The sequence below is a fragment of the Filifactor alocis ATCC 35896 genome, from assembly GCF_000163895.2.
GTDB classification, from domain to species: domain Bacteria; phylum Bacillota; class Clostridia; order Peptostreptococcales; family Filifactoraceae; genus Filifactor; species Filifactor alocis.
The window spans coordinates 905,273-924,038 of record NC_016630.1; the positions used below are offsets into that span (position 1 = coordinate 905,273).

At 37.8% G+C, this 18,766-nt stretch carries 14 protein-coding genes and 2 rRNA genes; 6 read left to right on the forward strand and 10 right to left on the reverse strand.

Annotated features, from left to right (window positions below):
- Window positions 1–102 precede the first annotated feature (102 nt).
- From HMPREF0389_RS04050 to HMPREF0389_RS04060, 3 genes are all read right to left on the reverse strand, one after another.
- Window positions 103–462, reverse strand: coding sequence for a hypothetical protein (locus HMPREF0389_RS04050; protein WP_014262421.1), 360 nt, complete (start codon window positions 460–462; stop codon window positions 103–105).
- 72 nt (window positions 463–534) lie between these two features.
- On the reverse strand, window positions 535–1,041 hold the full coding sequence (locus HMPREF0389_RS04055) for a DUF2004 domain-containing protein (protein ID WP_014262422.1): 507 nt from the start codon (window positions 1,039–1,041) through the stop codon (window positions 535–537).
- A gap of 358 nt (window positions 1,042–1,399) precedes the next feature.
- Entirely contained in the window at window positions 1,400–1,729 is a 330-nt protein-coding gene (locus HMPREF0389_RS04060) for a cyclic-di-AMP receptor (protein ID WP_014262423.1), read from the reverse strand.
- A 195-nt stretch (window positions 1,730–1,924) separates the two neighbouring features.
- Here HMPREF0389_RS04060 and HMPREF0389_RS04065 point away from each other — a divergent pair, with 195 nt between their 5' ends.
- Together HMPREF0389_RS04065 and HMPREF0389_RS04070 are read left to right on the forward strand one after the other, a co-directional pair.
- Window positions 1,925–2,470 carry an RNA polymerase sigma factor gene (locus HMPREF0389_RS04065; RefSeq protein ID WP_049770199.1) on the forward strand — a complete coding sequence of 182 codons (546 nt, stop codon included), beginning with the start codon at window positions 1,925–1,927 and terminating at the stop codon, window positions 2,468–2,470.
- Entirely contained in the window at window positions 2,470–3,243 is a 774-nt protein-coding gene (locus tag HMPREF0389_RS04070) for a hypothetical protein (RefSeq protein ID WP_041250795.1), read from the forward strand. The genes HMPREF0389_RS04065 and HMPREF0389_RS04070 overlap by 1 nt, the downstream gene beginning before the upstream one ends.
- A gap of 124 nt (window positions 3,244–3,367) precedes the next feature.
- Here the strand turns inward: HMPREF0389_RS04070 and HMPREF0389_RS04075 are convergent, their stop codons facing one another.
- The 3 genes from HMPREF0389_RS04075 to HMPREF0389_RS04085 all read right to left on the reverse strand — a co-directional run bounded on the left by HMPREF0389_RS04075 (window position 3,368) and on the right by HMPREF0389_RS04085 (window position 8,790).
- A complete protein-coding gene (locus tag HMPREF0389_RS04075) occupies window positions 3,368–5,761 on the reverse strand; it encodes a transglycosylase domain-containing protein (RefSeq protein WP_156775242.1) in 2,394 nt (797 codons plus the stop codon).
- A gap of 179 nt (window positions 5,762–5,940) precedes the next feature.
- Complete coding sequence (locus HMPREF0389_RS04080) at window positions 5,941–6,690, reverse strand: lytic transglycosylase domain-containing protein (RefSeq protein WP_049770200.1); 750 nt, start codon at window positions 6,688–6,690, stop codon at window positions 5,941–5,943.
- Between the two features lie 834 nt (window positions 6,691–7,524).
- Complete coding sequence (locus HMPREF0389_RS04085; RefSeq protein WP_014262428.1) at window positions 7,525–8,790, reverse strand: DUF1343 domain-containing protein; 1,266 nt, start codon at window positions 8,788–8,790, stop codon at window positions 7,525–7,527.
- 806 nt (window positions 8,791–9,596) lie between these two features.
- On the opposite strand from HMPREF0389_RS04085, the gene HMPREF0389_RS04090 reads away from it, so the two are divergent.
- The 4 genes from HMPREF0389_RS04090 (at window position 9,597) to rpmE (ending at window position 12,273) form a co-directional block, all read left to right on the forward strand.
- Complete coding sequence (locus HMPREF0389_RS04090) at window positions 9,597–9,962, forward strand: GntR family transcriptional regulator (RefSeq protein ID WP_014262429.1); 366 nt, start codon at window positions 9,597–9,599, stop codon at window positions 9,960–9,962.
- A 62-nt stretch (window positions 9,963–10,024) separates the two neighbouring features.
- Entirely contained in the window at window positions 10,025–10,732 is a 708-nt protein-coding gene (locus HMPREF0389_RS04095; protein ID WP_014262430.1) for an ABC transporter ATP-binding protein, read from the forward strand.
- Window positions 10,726–11,514, forward strand: a complete 789-nt coding sequence (locus HMPREF0389_RS04100; protein ID WP_014262431.1) for a hypothetical protein — start codon at window positions 10,726–10,728, stop codon at window positions 11,512–11,514. Before HMPREF0389_RS04095 ends, HMPREF0389_RS04100 begins: the two co-directional genes overlap by 7 nt.
- 558 nt (window positions 11,515–12,072) lie before the next feature.
- A complete protein-coding gene (gene rpmE / locus HMPREF0389_RS04105) occupies window positions 12,073–12,273 on the forward strand; it encodes a 50S ribosomal protein L31 (RefSeq protein ID WP_014262432.1) in 201 nt (66 codons plus the stop codon).
- Window positions 12,274–12,765: 492 nt separating this feature from the next.
- Here rpmE and wecB read toward each other — a convergent pair whose 3' ends face one another.
- The 4 genes from wecB to HMPREF0389_RS04125 form a co-directional block, all read right to left on the reverse strand.
- Window positions 12,766–13,899, reverse strand: a complete 1,134-nt coding sequence (wecB, locus tag HMPREF0389_RS04110) for a non-hydrolyzing UDP-N-acetylglucosamine 2-epimerase (protein WP_014262433.1) — start codon at window positions 13,897–13,899, stop codon at window positions 12,766–12,768.
- A 54-nt stretch (window positions 13,900–13,953) separates the two neighbouring features.
- Window positions 13,954–14,475, reverse strand: coding sequence for a flavin reductase family protein (locus HMPREF0389_RS04115; RefSeq protein ID WP_014262434.1), 522 nt, complete (start codon window positions 14,473–14,475; stop codon window positions 13,954–13,956).
- A 622-nt stretch (window positions 14,476–15,097) separates the two neighbouring features.
- A 5S ribosomal RNA gene (rrf, locus tag HMPREF0389_RS04120) occupies window positions 15,098–15,214 on the reverse strand.
- A gap of 207 nt (window positions 15,215–15,421) precedes the next feature.
- A 23S ribosomal RNA gene (locus tag HMPREF0389_RS04125) occupies window positions 15,422–18,325 on the reverse strand.
- Window positions 18,326–18,766: the final 441 nt, after the last annotated feature.

The window sequence follows — 18,766 nt, forward strand, 5'->3', positions numbered from 1 at the left end:
CAATATCTATTGATAGGAAAAAAAGCAAGTTGCTCTTGTGACATCCCGCTCACAGACTATGATTTTAATGCTAAACTCATTGATAGTGAGATAAGAAGGATACTAAATAATAATATCCATCTTTCGCATTCCGTCAAAATCCTCTCCTGCTCGTTGAATAAACTCATATATATCTGACGCTACAGGATTCATTTCAACTGAACCCAAAGCACCTAAGTCATTCATATAAACGGTATCATCACAATTCTTTTTCAGAAAAAAAGCCAAGTCGCCTTCCTGTCCTATCATAAAAAAATCCGGCTCCCATTCTTCTATCTCATAGGTAGTGTTTCTTTCCACCAAATCTTCCTTAGAATATAGAACAATACCGCTGTCTTCTATTACAAATTCTCCTGTCTCTCCCAGTTCTGATAAAAACTTATCATACAACTTAGGCAGTTCAAAATTCATCTGATTACTCATTTCAAACTCCTTCTTTCGTGTTCAGTCTTTTAAAAAAATACGATGGATAACTATTCTCCGGTTTTTCTCCCCTTAACTTTCATGAGTTACATAAAATGGCTGTTTTTCTAAATTAAAATAAACAACCATCAGTTCATCTGTCAATTCCGGATTGAAACTTAAATCCATAATAAAAGCTTGCTGATTTGTTTTAGTATCAATGATACTCCCAAATCGTATCATTTGTAGAGAATCTACCATTTCCATGAATGTCAACATATCAATATCACTTGAAGGAAACAGTTCCAATATCGTATCCGGGTCCATTTCATCTCTATGAAATTCCATAAAATAGGCAACAGTACCAAAGTATTCATTTTCTTCTTCCGACAGTATCTTTTTCAAAAAATCTTTCGCTGTTTCTACCAAGGCATCCACTTCATCTATCGTAGAAGCTACGATATTCATCGCTTCATCATTGACAGTTAATTCTTCTTCAACATCAAAGTAAAAAGAACCGCCAAATTCCTCCGGTGCCAAAAAAATTTCTTCCCCTTTTTCATATTCAATCCTTGGATAATGATTACTCTTTAAATACATCTCAATCTCCTTTGTTTTATCTCATATCGTCCGTATACTCAAAACTGAAGTTATACACAAAAAACTCGGATATCATCCAATGATTCCGAGCTGTTCCTACATATCTTGAAGCTGACCTGGTCTTTTCCCCCACACTCGCCTGCTGGGAGGTTCGCTTGAGTTCGTCGCACTACTACCCCTCTCGATTATAATCGGCAGGTCTTACTCCTAAGATGCACTATGCTCACCGTAACCGTTTTTGGTCGGCTTACGTGGATCCTTTTGCCTGCATCTGGCTTGGACTTTCAACCACAGACCTTCAAGACTGTTATAGTTTACCAAAAGGATGCTCTTTCAGCAACAAAAACACTATTTTTCCCTAAATTTTTTCAAATTGAGCAACATCCAGTACAAAAACAGTTGCTCCGCCGACAGTTACTTCCAACGGTACAGAGATATGACCTGCCATCGGATAAAAATCTGCCATTGTTCCCGGAATAATGCTCTTTCTTGTTTGGCAATTTCTTTCTATAATCTCTAACACTTCAGAAACTTTTTCATCATCTACCCCAATTAAAGCCGTATGGTTTTCACTTCTCAAAAAACCGCCTGTTGTATTCAATGTTGTAATAAAAAAACCATTCTTTATCAAATCTTTTGTCAAATGTCCGGTATCATCCTTGTTGATAATTGCAATAATCAATTTCATAGCTGTACCCTCTCTTTCTTGTCTCAATCTGTCTTTACAAATAAGCTGTTCAAAAATATTTCATGCTGAACAAACAATTCTGTTGACTTGTTTATGTTTCTATTTTATCATATTTTTCAAAAAATAACGAATCTTTTTAAACCAAACGGATAGAAATTTACTCTTATAGACAGCATGCAAAGAAAGGAGGTTCCTGTGGAATCCAATGATATCATAACAAAATTCCAAGAAGGCGATGAAAATGCATTTCAGCAACTGGTTGAATGCTATCAACAAAAAGCTTTTCGTATCGCCGTACTCATTGTACAAGATGATTTTCTTGCAAATGATATCGTGCAAGAAACATTCTTGAAGGTATATCTCAATCGAGATCAGTTAAAGAACCCTTCTCATTTTTCTTCTTGGTTTTATCGAATTTTGACAAGAACAGCTTGGGAATTATCCAAAAAGCAACTGCCTCTTTGTAAAGACGAAAATATTTTTCAAACCATATCTTCCCCGGAAGATATGGAACAGGATATTCTGCAAAAAGAAGTTCATCAACAAATTCAACAGGCACTTCGCGCACTCCCTTATCATCAACGAACTGCAATTGTGCTGTACTACTACGAGGGAATGAGTGTCAAGGAAATTGCTCAAGCAACCGGAAGCATGCAGGGAACAGTACAATCCAGACTCTTCTTTGCACGCAAAAAACTAAGACCAATCTTAGAATCCATTTTGAAGAAGGAGGAGAGATGATGAAAAAAGAAAATTCTTTTGATAACTTACTGGTACAATCTTTGCAAGAGATTGCAAAGGACAAAGAACCGCACCTCATCTATGAAGGTGTCCAACAAAAACTGCAACAAGAAAGGAAAAGGGCTATGAAAACAACATCAAAAAAACGAATCGGTATCGCAACTGTCTGTTGCTTCTTACTACTTGGGTTAACAGGATTTGCCATCGGAAAAGTTACAGGATATTTTGGTTCCGCTCATTTTATGTCGCATCAACTGCCGACCGAACAAGAATTGCAAAAAGAATTAGGAAGTGTTCCGACACTTGTTGAGAATTTCTCCAACGGATACACTTTCGATTCTTACTATCAAGGAGATACAAGTCAAGTTGATGACAACAACACTCCCATTGAAACAGTCCCTATGATAGACCTTGGTTATATTGACAAAAATCAAAATAGAAACGGTATTTCATTGACTATCCAACCACAGTGGAAACGAGAAGAACCATCGGAGGCGGACAAAACGGAAATGATAAGTGGAATCCAGATCAATATCTATGAAATAGAAAACAAATTTGTTCCGCCGAACTATGAACCGACGGAAGAAGAAATCGAATTGCAAGAACAAGGATTGTTAAACCTTGCGTTCGGTAGTGACACCGTTGAAGAAAATCATTCCACATTGCTCACATGGCAAAAAGATAATCTATCCTATTCTTTGCTCTATACAGGACATGGAGAAGTTAGTGCCGCTGAACTGTTAGACATGGCAAAAGAAATCATAGAAAAATAGCAATTTGATATCACAAACCACAAAAAAGATGCTTACGTACTATTAGCATCTTTTTTGTGGTTGATACGGTATTTATCAAGATATCGTTTGAAACTCAAACTATTCTTTCTTTGTATTTTTAATATCAGAACAAAGAATCATCTGTATTCTCAGGTGCTTCAGCAGGTGTTTTTCTGATTCCGCCTTGTCCCGATGTTTCTTCCGGATGCAATTCAGTCAAGTCTTCATCATCAGGAAGCAACTCCTCTTCTTGATGATCGGATGAATAAGACGTCGGTTCTGTTCCTTGTTTGAAGAATTCTTCATATCCTTGGTTAGATAGCAATCCGGATGTGTGGGATACCTGTGCGGAAACAACATCGCTCGGTTTAGCAAACTCTTTATTCTCTAACCCTTCGTGAACGTCATCCATAACTTGTTTCCACAATCTCGCTGCCATTGAGCTTCCTTCCGGCAATTCTCTCGGTTTATCTGAGCCAATCCAAAGTCCCGCAGTGTAATACGGTGTCATTCCCACAAACCACACATCTTTTTTATCAGTGGTGGTTCCTGTTTTCCCGGCAGTGGTCATATTATGCAATCTTGCCTCCACTCCGGTTCCTCTCGGTTTCGTGCTGTTGACTACTCCATATAACATATTTTGAAGGATATATGCGTTTGCCGGACTCATCACATTTCTGCTTTTCGGTTTGCTTTCTAAAATGATGTTTCCGCGTGAATCCTCTATCCTTGTAAAGAAAACAGGTTTGGTATAAACTCCTGCATTGGAAATTGCCGCATATGCAGCTGTAAGTTCTAACGGACTGATTCCGTAAGTCATTCCACCCAAAGCAAGAGAGAAGTGTTCATCGTTTCTTTTCGGATCTTTGTCACTTGTTACAACAGTTGTAATCCCAAACCCCTGCAAACTTCGAACCATTTCACGAATGGATGCTTGTTTACTTCCCGGAATAATGTTGGATGCTACTTCTACCGCACCGACATTGGAAGAGCGTATCAAGAGATTGCGCAAGGTGGTTTTTCCCATATATCCCGTAGAATTCTTAGGCCACATTTTTTTCAAAGATTCGTCATATCGTGGAGAATCATTGAAAATGCTTGCTGCAGTCATTCCGTTTTCAAGTGCAGGTGCATATACAGCGATCGGTTTAATTGCCGAACCCGGTTGTCGAGGATTGATTGCCCTGTTATAAATGGAGGCACCACCAATTCCTCTTCCACCTACCAAAGCGCGTACTTCTCCGGATCCTTGTTTCATAATAACCATAGAAACTTGAGGCTGGACGATACCTTCCGAATCTATATACGCTCTTGAATAATTGTCAGGATTATTGACTACTTTTTCTAATTTTCGTTGCACATCCAGATTCAAGGTGGAGTAAATACGAAGTCCTCCTTGCATAAATTTCTGTTCAGCCTCTTCCTGTGTAAATCCATCTGCTACAAGAGCACGAATCACTTCATCCTTTAAGATATCTGTAAAATAACTGGAAATCCCTTGTTCTTTTCGTTTTCCGACTTTAATTTGAATATCTTCCGCTTCTGCCGCTATTCTTTGCTCTTCCGTGATATATCCCAACTCCAACATTTTTTTCAATACAACGCTCTGTCTTTTTTTGGCGTTCGGATTCAAAACCGCCTTACGAAGATAATAATCACCCTGTTTTAACTGAACAAGCATAAATCTGTCGATTTTGCCCATTCCGTACGCTTTGTGATAATATGACAACTCTTGCTCTGTCGGAACATATTTATCTTTGGTATTTAAAATCGTCAATAATTGCAGTTTAGCAATATCATCTCCCGGCTGTAGCTCTTCTACCGAGTATGGCGAATAGTAAGACGGTCGTCTCGGCACTCCGGCAAGCATTGCACATTCTCCCAATGTCAGCTCTGACACATTTTTGTTGAAGAAAGTATGGGCAGCTGCCTGAATTCCTTTTGTATTTCTGCTAAAATCCGCCACATTCAGATACGCAAGCAAAATATCATCTTTCCCTAATTGTTTTTCAATTTCTACCGCGTAGTACGCATCCTGGATTTTTCTCTTGAATGATTTTTCGGAAGTGGTATACAGGTTTTTTGATAACTGCATTGTGATGGTAGATGCTCCCTGACCCAAACTTCGTGTCGTAATATTGTGAAGCAGAGCCCCTCCAACACGCTTTAAGTCCAATCCGTTGTGTTCATAGAAGCGTTCATCTTCTATCGCTACAACAGCATTTTTCATATCTTTCGGAATTTCATCTAAAGAAATAATTTCACGGTATCCTTTTTGGTTAGATACCTTTTCAAGCAATCGTCCTGAGTAATCATATACAAAGGTACTGTTGTTCAACATTTCATGTATATTCGTCGGATCAATTTCTGTAGCTGTGTTAATAACATATAATACGGTAAAAATTCCGATGGTTGCACATAATAATATCCCTGTCAACAATATTGTAAGAATAAGATTGAATACCTTAAGTTTTCTTTTTCTTCGCCTGACAGGTCTCTCTGATGAATAATTTGACATTAAGTACCTCCTTTACATGAAACTATTATATCACACTTTACATTCTCGTAAATAAAAAAAACATTATCTCATCATACTGTAATAATGAGGTAATGTTTTTCATTGATTTTCGCTTTATTCTCTTGTAATGCTTTTTTTAGATTATTTTCCTCTATTTTCAGAGTATCTCTACATTACATTTATTTTCTTGCAAAAGCGATGATATTTTGCTCTTTCGCAAGAACATTTTTTGCATATACTGTCTGATAATTTCCGCGAGCAACATTTCCAACCCCTACATTGTAGGCTGTCAATGCCATCACTTCATTTCCACCATATTTTTTCAGATTGGATGCCAATTCTCTTGTTCCCTGAAGAATGTTTTTTTCAATATCATAAATTTCACTTTTGCTCAAACCGCAATAAGACTGGTGTAATTGCATCAATCCATGACACGGACCGGTTTTTGTGTTTGGTTGAAAGGTGCTTTCTTTCCACATCACAGCCATAATCATACTGCTTCTTACATTGTATTTCTTTGCCGCTTTTTCTACGGAAGATACAATCAACTCTCTTTGTTGTGCACTTAACTTCGGATTCTTCTTTGCAATAAATTGAAGATATCCTTTGTTGTTGACTATAACTTTCTGTGTCGTTGCTTTTTTGCTTTCTGCTTTTTTAGATGCGGTTGATTTTTTTTCTTCAGCAACACTTGTCATATTTTGTTCTGTCACTTGAATTTCAACCGACGATTTGGCTTCATAAAAATCTAATGGTAATTTTTCATCTTTAATCTCTAACTTGCTACCTTCTCCCTTGTTTTCTGTTTGTGTAACAATCTCTTTGTTTCCTAAAGTCGAAGCCTCTTCCATGATGTTATCTTCTGCCCAAACTACTTGAAACATTGAAAAAACAATGAAACAAAAGATAATCAATGAATATTTCTTCATACCTGTACTCCTTTTCGTAAATAATTTTTTTTGATTATAGCCAATCCATTTTGATATTTCAAGCCAAATCACAAGAATTAGTTACAAAAAAGTTACATTTCAAATAATGAATATCTTTGAATTAGGTTGATTGATTATCAGTGTGGAAAAACTGTAAAAATTTTTTGCCATTAAAATCATAATCATACGAATTTACAGAATAATAATTTTTTTATTTGAATGTTTTTTAAGAAAATAATCTTGATTTATATTGATTTTTCAATATTTCTTAATATCTTATTTTCTTAAAATAAAGTATTTCGGAGAGATATGATAACGCTCTTTTTTTGCAAAACAAAACTACTTATTCTTTTGAAAAGGTTTTCAAAAGAATAATGTTTTTCATGATAGAACATTTGCATGAATACAGTATAGAATCCTCTCATAAAATAAAAATTAACCTTTGTGTCGGAAGAAGAAGTGTTTGTTTCCTGTACGGAAACCTATTAAAATCTTTAGCAATACTCTCCATCAATCATACTTCTAATTATATTTTTTATCATTGCACGATACCGTATCATATATAATCTATTAAATTTTCGTATCTTACTAAACCCTAACAGAACTGTCATAAATACAAATTTAATACGAAACACTATTTTAAAACATATACATCATGTGCGATTATAGAAAAAAAGAATAAAATACATCAGTATTACCAAAGCAGATTTTTATGATATCTTTCATCGGTGATATTCGTCTAAGAATACAAATCATTTCATAACGATATTGCAGACTCCTTATTTCAATCTATCAAAAAAGAGGATAAATTGATATCCTCTTCTGTTACAATCTCTATTGATACAATAAATATTGCTTTCTTTCCCTCTTAAATTGATTCAATTCCTGTTGATAACTCTGAATAATTTCTTCTCCGGTGCTCTTTTTTAACAACATCTTGCCCATTTCATCGGATCCGAACAATTTTTCGAACATCGGAATACTTTTGCCTGTTTGTCTCGGAATAGAGATATCGGCTTGTCGGTTTGCGATTGCAAGGGTATACATTCCCGTTTTCGCCGGATTGAAGGTGTGGTAGTCGGTAATCACAACATTGACTCCACCACGATTTCCTATCTGTTTCGGCTCAAATCGTACTCCGGGTAAATTGGAAGCATTCAATTCTTGCGCAAAGCGATTGGCATCTATTTTTTTGCCTCCCACCCAATGAAATTTGTTTGCTTGTCCAAGTCCTGTTCCTTCTCCCATTCCTGTCGCCATATAAAGGAATGCCGATTCAACATCCGGAATATTCGGCGAAGTCATCACAAAAGGAAGTCCTGTATCTTGCCAAATCATAGAGCGACGGTATCCTTTCATCGGAATCACTGTAATATTTGCGTGGATTTTGCGATTAAAAAAGTTTGCCAATTCTCCGCAAGTCATCCCATGTGCCAGCGGCAAATTGTCCACTCCGACAAAGGTCAAATATTTGTCTTTTGCAATATGTCCTTCCACAATTGATCCACCAAGTGGATTCGGTCTGTCAAGAACAACAAGAGGGATATTGTATTTTGCACATGCTTTCATGACATAATTCAAAGTTGACATATAGGTATAAGTTCTTGAACCGATGTCCTGCATATCAAATAACAAAACATCAATTCCCTGTAACATTTGACGGGAAGGTTCTCTTGTACTTCCATACAAACTATACACCGGTATCCCCAAGTTTCTGTCTTGATAGGAACTGACATACTTTCCTGCACTTGCTTTCCCATCCAATCCGTGCTCCGGAGAATAAGCTGCAACCAATGTTGTGTACGGCGTTTGCAACAATCTTTCTACAGTTCGAACTCCCTTAGAATCCACACCTGTTTGGTTCGTCACAATCCCCACTCGCTTCCCTTCAATCAAATGGCGATATTCCGAAAACAATCTCTCATTTCCCAAAATTACATTTTGACTCGACGGGACCGGTGCAGGTTGTGTTATCTGTGTCTTTTCAGAAAGAAGTAGTGTATCCAAATCCTGAAAAACAGGAGTTAATGTAGAGTCTGCAAATGAAATATTTGTCACCAATACCATCCAAATCATCACGATGCATCCAAATTTTTTCATAGCAATCACCTTTCCGTTTTATATTTTAAGTAAGATAGTTTTATTCTTGTTACACATCAAATGCCAAAGTTAAAGTTTCCTATCGGTATCCTTAAAAAAGCTGCCGACATTTCAGTTGTCACTCCAAATTTCCCTTGAATAAACAGCCTGATTGCATTTCAAAATCACACCTCAAACTCCATCACTCAACCTTCACAAATTCTTATGTTCAACTGAGAGTTTTCAGCATTTGAGTTTCCAACGCTTACCCTTTATGCTCTTATCAAGTAACACCATTATATCCCAAAAATACTGTTTTTCATTTACAAAAGAATTACATTGTAATATCAAAAGTGTATGATTTTAGAGAAAACTTTTTGCGTATACCGGTCAAATTTCATGTCCTTATAAAAAACAGTTTCCTTTATATAGTTCTTCTTGTGTTTCAAATTCTATTGTAATTCTTTCGGATAAACAGTTGCAAAAAGTTCTGCGTAAATTTTTTCCTACATTATATGCGCTTATCATCATATGTGCTTATCATCAAACATAATAATATTGAAATAAATTCATAATTAAAAAATATCACACAATCTCTTTCTTTTCAAAATTAGGGAAACGGAGTATGGAATCATTTAACGTGAACAGGAACGGAGGCGATTACTTAAAATTTGCAATAGTGATGATATCTGCAATTCAAACAGGACATCGTGTGACAAACATCGCTCGCTTTTATAAAAATAGTTGACACACATTTCATAACACAGTATACTTTTGTTATAGTAATTTAATACAGTTGTACAATATTGCCGGAGGAGGTGTAATGTATGGCATGGGAATTTCATTCAAATAGCCCTATTTATGCACAGGTAATTACAGAAATCAAAAAACAAATCGTAGCCGGCTCTCTCAAACCGGGAACAAAAATTCCATCTGTCAGAGACTTGGCAAAGGAGGCGGGTGTCAATCCGAATACGATTCAAAGAGCAGTATCTGAATTGGAAAGAGAGCAACTTGTATTCGCCCAACGCACTGCAGGTCGATTCGTCACAAATGATATTTCTTTGATTGAGGATAAGAAAAAAGAGATGGCGCTTGATATGATTACGGAATTTATCAATTCAATGCAGGCAATCGGGTATTCAAAAGAAGAATTACAAAAATTTATTTCTCAATATTATGAGCAAAAATAAGAACTTGAATATGATAAAGTCTACTTAGATTCTATCATGATAAAATCACAAGGAGGTATTGTATGCAAATAAATGATAATTTATTGGAATTTATCAATGTAACAAAAAAATTCTCGAATAAAACAGCTTTAGATAATGTATCTTTTGCAATACAACCGGGAAGAATCATTGGTTTACTGGGATCTAACGGAAGCGGAAAATCTACTTCTATCAAGATGATAAACGGTTTGTTGCAACCTGATTCCGGCCAAGTTTTAATTAAAGGAAATACGCCAAGTATCGAAAGCAAAAAAATTATTTCCTATTTACCGGAACGAACTTATTTGAATGATTGGATGACAGTTTCACAAATCCTATCTTTCTTCGAAGATTTTTATGAAGATTTCGATAGTAATCGTGCAAAAGAAATGCTTACCAGCTTAGGCATTGATGAAAACGCCAAACTGAAAACTTTGTCAAAAGGAACCAAAGAGAAGGTACAACTTATTTTGGTAATGTCTCGAAAAGCGGAGTTGTATGTCTTGGATGAGCCCATCGGCGGAGTCGATCCGGCTGCAAGGGATTACATCTTATCCACTATCATTCAAAACTATTCCGAATCTTCCTCTATCTTGATTTCCACTCACCTGATTCAAGATGTTGAAAAAATCTTGGATGATGTGATTTTAATCAATAACGGTCAAATCTATATGACAGGTTCTGTAGATGACATCCGTAGTGAAAACGGGATTTCTATCGACAATTTATTTAGGGAGGTATTCCGATGCTAACAAAACTAATTTCTTATGAACTCAAATCTGTAGCCAGACATTTCATTCCTATCTACGGCTTAATTTTGGCTGTATCAACTATATTAGGACTATATTTCCACACCTTACCTATTGTTGAATGGGTAGGTGGCATAGGAGGCGGTTTGTTATTTGGACTACTGATTGCTATTTTGGTTTCACTTTATGTCGCACTTTATGTCATCACCATTATTATGATTATCAAGCGATTCAATTCTAATTTACTCGGAGATGAAGGTTATTTAATGATGACTCTTCCGGTATCGGTTGAGACTATTTTGCACTCCAAATGGATTTCTTCGTTAATATGGTTTATCGCAAGTGCAATTGTATCAGGACTCAGTTTCTTTCTTATAATTTCTCTATCTTCAGACTTAGGTTTTTCAGATTTTATAGATATCGTCCATGAGATTCCGAAAGTGATGAACCAAGTGCCTGTCATGACCATTCTTCTCGCATTTGCAAATATCTTCTTTGGATTTTTATTTTTCTTGTTTTTGGTATATTCTTGTATTTCAGTTGCCCACTTAGCACCCTTTTCAAAACACAAGACAATTTGGGCAATTGTATTCTACATTTTGGTAAGCAATATTACAGGAATTGTTCAAATGAATATTACAAATAATTTGGGTATAAATGAAATCAATACCATCGCTTTATTCAATCAAGTTTTCCAAATCCAGTTGTTGTTCAATGTTGTCGGATTAGCGGTTTGTTTCCTTATCACACAGCATATTCTAACCAAAAAATTAAATCTAAATTAAGCTTTCGGTGTCATAGATTAGGATAAAAACATATCACCCAAAGTTTATCGGCAATGGTCGTCTTGTTCATATAGTGATGAGGCGACCTTGCTTTTGTAGTAAAATAATACCAATACTAATCGCTGATTAAAGGTATTCCAAAAATCTACTTTTTTCTAATGCCGATATATGTATTATCTTTTCCATAAACTACACTATTTCTATATTTGAAAGTAGTGTTTAGGTTAAAATCTAATATAATACAATATCCTTACAATTATGAAAAATAAAGATTACCGGAACAGTGCTTACAACAGTAGCTCAAAAGTGTTGTTCATAGACATTGGATTACTGATATAAGTTTTAACAGATGTCAGCACAAATTGTAGATTCTATGCAAAATTATTCTTTCCTCTATCTTAGAATAAATTTGTCAGGAATACTTTATTTGCCGATTGGATTAGCGCAAAATCAAAAAACACTAAAAATAATAATATTCCAATTGCTATTTTAAAAAAGCTGTGTTATACTCTATTAGTTAGTGATACCAAGATATCGATTTAGAGAGAGGTGAAAAAGATGAAAGAGAATTTACATCCAGAATATAAGGAAGTACAAGTACGTTGTGCATGTGGAAATACATTTACAGCAGGTTCTACAAAAGATGAAATCTCTGTGGAAATTTGTTCTAAATGTCATCCTTTCTTCACCGGTCAAGCAAAAACCATGGAAAAAGGTGGACGTATCGAACGTTTCAACAAAAAATTCAAGAGAGACTAATTCAGCAAGCAAAAGACCTAAGTTAGGTCTTTTTTTGTGTAAATATTTCACTTATTTTGGAAACTATGGAACCAAAAGAGATCTATAAGGACAAAAAGTATTGATAAAAACTTGCCAACACATTGAAATCACAAATATTTACAGGATATATCTTTCTTAGAGCAACCATCGTTACAGCAAGATATCTGTTATATACCATTCTATTGAATTACTCCTATTTCAAATTTCAATTCATCGTTTCTATTCCTATTCACATTAAATGATTTTATATTCCCTTTTCCCATTTTTAAAACATTGATACCTATTTTTCAAACTTGAATTTAGGTAGGGTTATTAGATTTCAGCATAAAAAAAGCAGCCGGATTCTCTGTGAACCAACTGCCTTTTTATTATCTCTTCTTTATTCATGACACAATTTACATAAAACAGAAGTATTTATTTGAATTTCTTTAAAATTTCTTTGTAAGAGGAAATATTCTCCCATCCATTTTGCTACTCACCAATCAATTCGCTTCGTCTTGATACAATGAAATCTGCAATTTGTTTCGAAGCTGTACCATCTCCATATGGATTAGCAGCCTGTGCCATCTCATCATATGCCTTTTGACTGTTCAACAGTTCACCTGCCAACTGCACAATCTTTTCTGTTTCAATTCCTGCAATCTTCACTGTACCAGCCTTTACAGCCTCAGGACGCTCTGTTTCCGTACGAAGTACCAAAACAGGTTTGCCAAGCGCAGGTGCTTCTTCTTGAATTCCACCTGAGTCCGTTAAAATAAGATGGGACTTCTTCATCAAATTTGCAAACGGCTCATAGTCCAACGGTTCTATCAGTCGAACGGAAGAATTAGTACCGAAATATGTTCTTGCAAGTTCACGAATAGAAGGATTTTTATGCATTGGGAATACCACAACTACATTCGGATTTTTTTTCGTCAATTCATTGATTGCCTCAAAAATCTGTTTCATCGGCTCTCCCCAATTTTCTCTTCTATGACAAGTCAACAAAAGCAATTTCTGCTTTGTTTCATCAATCTCATTCAACTCATCTATATCAAATCGATAAGGCTTGTCTGTCACCAATAACAATGCATCGATAACCGTATTTCCCGTAATGACAATGTTTTCTTTCGAAATATTTTCACGAAGCAAATTTTCTACATTCATCACAGTTGGAGAAAAATGATAAGTAGCCAAAGAGCCCGTCAACTTACGATTCATCTCTTCCGGATATGGAGAATAGATGTTGCCTGTTCGTAGCCCTGCCTCCACATGTCCTACCGCTATTTTTTGATAAAAAGATGCCAATGCCGCCGCAAAAGTTGTTGTCGTGTCTCCATGTACCAAAACAAGATCCGGTCGTTCCTGCCCAAAAATTTCTCCCACACCGTGTAATACTCTTGTTGTAATATCTGTGATAGTTTGACCGTGTTTCATAATATTTAAGTCAAAATCAGGCGTGATGTCAAACAATTCCAGTACTGAATCCAGCATTTCTCTATGCTGTGCCGTCACTAACACTTTTGCATCAAGTTCTTCTCTACTCTGCAATTCTTTTACCAAAGGTGCCATTTTAATTGCTTCAGGGCGTGTGCCAAAGACACTGCACACCTTTATTTTTTTCATGAAAACCTCCTAAAAGCCTTCTGTTTGCTTTTCTATAACAATTCTAACTACTAACTATTTGATGCCAATTTTACTCCAATCGATTTTTCCGGTTGCTCCAAGATATTCTTCCAAGCAATGTACTTTTTCTACTTTTGCAATAAACAACTCATGTGTTCCGGGCTTTAATGATTCTGTTACAGTACATTCAATGTTCAGCGGACAATCTGTCAAAATAGGAGCATTGACAACATCTCCATCCTTCCATTGAATATTCTTTGTTTCAAATTTATTTTCGTTTGCACCGGAAGTAGTACCCAAATACATATATTGTTCCTTAAACGCCTCATTTGGGAAATTAATTACAAAACATGGATTTTCTTTTACCATATGATGAGAATATCTACTTGGAATAATTCCTACCATCACCATAGCAGGATCCAAACTGACATTTGCAATAAATCCCACTACCAATGCATTATTATTTCCTTCCTTATCTCTTACAGAAACAATCGCTTCCGGCATAGGTCCTACACAGCATGCTTTATTTTCCAATTCCTTTTTCATAATTTTTTGATGAATCGCACTCTTAGACAATCAACGCAATCCATCTTCCCTCCTTTTCTTTGTATCATCCATTAAGTAAATGATCGAAACATCCTCGTTTCTATCATAGCATTCAACATAATGATATCGTATCCCAAGATTTCATAGTGTTGACAATGCTATCCGAACAAAATCACTTGTTCAAAAATCTTTATTCTGTCTAAGCTCTGTCTTTTATTCTACCATATATCACAGTAAAAAGCATTATCTTATCCCATCTTTCATAACTTACACATATTCTCTCATAAGCGTAGCTGAAATCCTATCCATTCAAGAAATTTGAAAAAAACTACTGTCCCTAACATAATAGAAACAATCTATTACACTCATCGAATCATAATACCTAAACGAAAGACAATGATTTCAATATTTTATCAAAAAATGAAGCATTTCATACAACTGAAAAGATATTGGACAAACATTGTAAAAATCTAATAAACCGATTCACAGAAACAATCAAAATACAACTTGTAGAGTGTAGATTGCTCCAATCGTTTCATTGGTTTTACGTATTACAATAATGATAATAGGAATGAAAATGGGAATATTGTAAATCTTGAAAAACTGGATGAATACACAAAAAGCACCGGATTCTTATCCGATGCTTCAATAGAATTGGCTACGACTTACTTTCCCGGGGGTCTGCACCCCAAGTATCATCAGCGATGAAAGGCTTAACTTCTGTGTTCGGGATGGGAACAGGTGTATCTCTTTCTCTATTGTAACCATATTCTTTTCTTTTGCTTCGCTTTTCGGCAACTTCTTTGTTGGATTTCTTCGTCAATCGGTCATGTATCTCATATACACTCCCTCTTTCCTCATCATCCGCCTTAAATTTGCTCGAAAATGCTTGCAAAACTGTCTTACTGCACACTTGCAATAAGTTTTAATTTTCTGATGGATTGTACCATCAAAACTGCATAACATCTTCTTCCTTCGGATCAAGTCCTCGATTGATTAGTACTCGTTCGCTTCATACATTACTGCACTTCCACTTTGAGCCTATCTACCATGTAGTCTTCATGGAATCTTACTTCTCTCGAATGGGAAATCTTATCTTGAGGCTGGCTTCGTGCTTAGATGCCTTCAGCACTTATCCTTCCCACACATAGCTACCCAGCTGTGCACTTGGCAGTACAACTGGTGCACCAGTGGTGTGTCCATCCCGGTCCTCTCGTACTAAGGACAGCTCCTCTCAAATTTCCTGCGCCTGCGACGGATAGGGACCGAACTGTCTCACGACGTTCTGAACCCAGCTCGCGTACCACTTTAATGGGCGAACAGCCCAACCCTTGGGACCTGCTACAGCCCCAGGATGTGATGAGCCGACATCGAGGTGCCAAACCTCCCCGTCGATGTGGACTCTTGGGGGAGATAAGCCTGTTATCCCCAGGGTAGCTTTTATCCGTTGAGCGATGGCAATTCCACTTTCTACCACCGGATCACTAAGCCCGACTTTCGTCCTTGCTCGACCTGTTTGTCTCGCAATCAAGCTCCCTTTTGCCTTTGCACTCTTCTCACGATTTCCGTCCGTGATGAGGGAACCTTTGGACGCCTCCGTTACTCTTTGGGAGGCGACCGCCCCAGTCAAACTGCCTGCCAAGCAGTGTCCTATATCATGATTCAATGATTCTAGTTAGAATTCAAGCAACACAAGGGTGGTATCCCAACGATGACTCCTACAAGGCTGACGCCCTATACTCTAAGTCTCCCACCTATCCTGTACATCTGTTACCTAAATCCAATGCTAAGCTGCAGTAAAGCTCCATGGGGTCTTTCCGTCCTGTCGCAGGTGTCCGGCATCTTCACCGGCACTACAATTTCACCGAGTCTGTTGTTGAGACAGTGCCCAAATCGTTACGCCTTTCGTGCGGGTCGGAACTTACCCGACAAGGAATTTCGCTACCTTAGGACCGTTATAGTTACGGCCGCCGTTTACTGGGGCTTAAGTTCGAACCTTCGATTGCTCTAAGTCTTCCCCTTAACCTTCCAGCACCGGGCAGGCGTCAGCTCCTATACTTCACTTTGCAGTTTTGCAGAAACCTATGTTTTTGGTAAACAGTCGCTTGGGCCTATTCTCTGCGGCCTGCTCTCGCAGGCTCCCCTTCTCCCTAGGTTACGGGGTTATTTTGCCGAGTTCCTTAACAACAGTTCTCTCGCTGGCCTTAGGATTCTCTCCTCACCTACCTGTGTCGGTTTGCGGTACGGGCACCTTGGTCTTGCTAGAGGCTTTTCCTGGCAGTTTGAATGATTCGGCTTCGCTACTTTATTTTCACTCCCCATCACAGATTACGATTGTATTACCGGATTTGCCTGGTCTTACTCGCTTTCTGCTTGGACACGCTCTACCAACGGCGTGCTCCGGTCATCCTCCTGCGTCCCCCCTTCGCTCATTCAACTACGGTGGTACGGGATTTATTACCCGTTGTCCATCACCTACGCCTTTCGGCCTTGGCTTAGGTCCCGACTTACCCTGAGCGGACGAACCTTCCTCAGGAAACCTTAGGTTTTCGGCCGGAAGGATTCTCACCTTCCTCTCGCTACTCATGCCAACATTCTCTCTCGTATACGGTCCACTTTTTCTTTCGATTCTGCTTCTTACTGTATACGATGCTCTCCTACCACTATACTCTACAGTATAATCCAAAGCTTCGGTATTATGTTTTAGCCCCGGTAATTTTCGGCGCAGGATCACTCGACCAGTGAGCTATTACGCACTCTTTAAATGTATGGCTGCTTCTAAGCCAACATCCTGGTTGTCTATGCAATCTCACATCCTTTCCCACTTAACATATATTTTGGGACCTTAGCTGTTGGTCTGGGCTCTTTCCCTCTCGACTATGGACCTTATCACTCATAGTCTGACTGCTTTGCGCTATATATGGCATTCTTAGTTTGATAATCCTCAGTAATCTAAAAGACCCATTGGACAGTCAGTGCTTTACCTCCATATATATCTTGCAAAACGCTAGCCCTAAAGCTATTTCGGAGAGAACCAGCTATCTCCGGGCTCGATTGGAATTTCACCGCTATCCACACCTCATCCCCGCACTTTTCAACGTACGTGGGTTCGATCCTCCATTCCCTGTTACGGAAACTTCAATCTGGACATGGATAGGTCGCCCGGTTTCGGGTCTGCAATATGGTACTCTTGCCCTCTTAAGACTCGCTTTCGCTTCGGCTCCATACCTTAAGTATTTAACCTTGCATCATATCGCAACTCGTTGGCCCGTTCTACAAAAAGTACGCAGTCACTTGCAATTGCTTGCTCCTACAGTTTGTAAGCATATGGTTTCAGGTTCTTTTTCACTCCCCTCCCGGGGTTCTTTTCACCTTTCCCTCACGGTACTGTTCTCTATCGGTCGCTTGGTAGTATTTAGCCTTGGGGGGTGGTCCCCCCGTCTTCCCACCGGGTTTCTCGTGTCCTGTGGTACTCTTGATCACTCTTGCTTGTTTCTCTTTTCGTCTACGGGACTTTTACTCTTCTTTGGTTTGCCTTTCCAGGCATATTCGACTAAGTTCTTCAATGCTTTCTGAGTGTCGACCCCTATGTGGTTTCCCACTTAGGTTTGGGCTCTTTCGCTTTCGCTCGCCGCTACTGACGAAATCGATGTTTCTTTCTCTTCCTCCGGGTACTTAGATGTTTCAGTTCTCCGGGTTCCCTTCCCATAACTATGGATTCATTATGGAATATACAGATGTTAACCTGTATGAGTTTCCTCATTCGGATATCTACGGCTCTTTAGTTGCTTGCACTTCCCCGTAGCTTTTCGCAGCTTACCACGTCCTTCTTCGGCTCCTAGCGCCTAGGCATTCGCCATATGCTCTTTTTTACTTGATCGCGTCTTACTTTATATTTTTCCGTTCTTCTTTGTTGGATTTCTTCGTCTATCGGTCATGTATTTATATACACTCCCTCTCTCCTCATCATCCGCCTCGAATTTACGAAAAAATATCTCGTAAATGTTTTTACTTTCGAAAACTTGTTATTCTCTGCTTGCTTTCGCTCGCTTTGAATGGCTTTTGTCTGTTCTCTTTTGCTTTCGGTGAAATTACAGTGTTTCACACTTCTACGACGTTTCAAAAAAACCTTCCTTGCTTCGCTTTTCGGTATTTTCTTTGTTGGATTTCTTCGTCTATCGGTCACATATCTTTTATATGCTCCCTCTTTCCTCATCATCCGCCTCGAACTTACTCGAAAATGCTTGCAATTCTTTTTTACTCTTGAGTTTTTCTCTCGATTTCGTTTGTTTTTCTTTCTATCGTCTCGCGCTTTCTCTGT